This is a genomic window from Streptomyces sp. BE20 (genome assembly GCF_036322525.1).
In the GTDB taxonomy this organism is placed as follows: Bacteria; Actinomycetota; Actinomycetes; order Streptomycetales; family Streptomycetaceae; genus Kitasatospora.
Genome location: NZ_JAQYWW010000918.1, coordinates 1 through 400 on the forward strand (window position 1 = coordinate 1; position 400 = coordinate 400).

Sequence of the window (400 nt, forward strand, 5' to 3'; positions counted from 1 at the left end):
CGAGGCGAGGGCGCGCGAGGCTCGGCGTCGTCACGGCGGACCGCGGGCGTAGATCGGAACAGCGGCGGGGCGGGACTGATAGAGCAAAGCCGTGTCGAACTCGGTGGACGCCCACGCATTAACAACGGGGGGGCGGCGGGGGGGGCGGGAAGGCGCGGGGGCGGTGGGCGGGCGCCCAACGCGCCACACCACCCCCCCCCCACACCCACACACCCCCCCCAGCGCGAAAAAACTCCACCCTCCCCACCACCACCGCCGGCGCATCGCCAACGACGCCCTGCCGAGCCCCACCCACCCCGCCGCCACCACCCAGATCTGCTTCACCCGCGGTACCGGCTGGTTCTACACGAAGGAGGACTACAAGGAGATCGTCTCCTACGCCTCCTCCCGGTTCATGACC

1 pseudogene is annotated in these 400 nt (G+C 71.8%); it reads left to right on the forward strand.

Features of this window, described 5'->3' with window-relative positions:
* Positions 1-163: 163 nt before the first annotated feature.
* A pseudogene (locus tag PUR61_RS21230) lies at positions 164-400 on the forward strand (hypothetical protein); the annotation flags it as partial.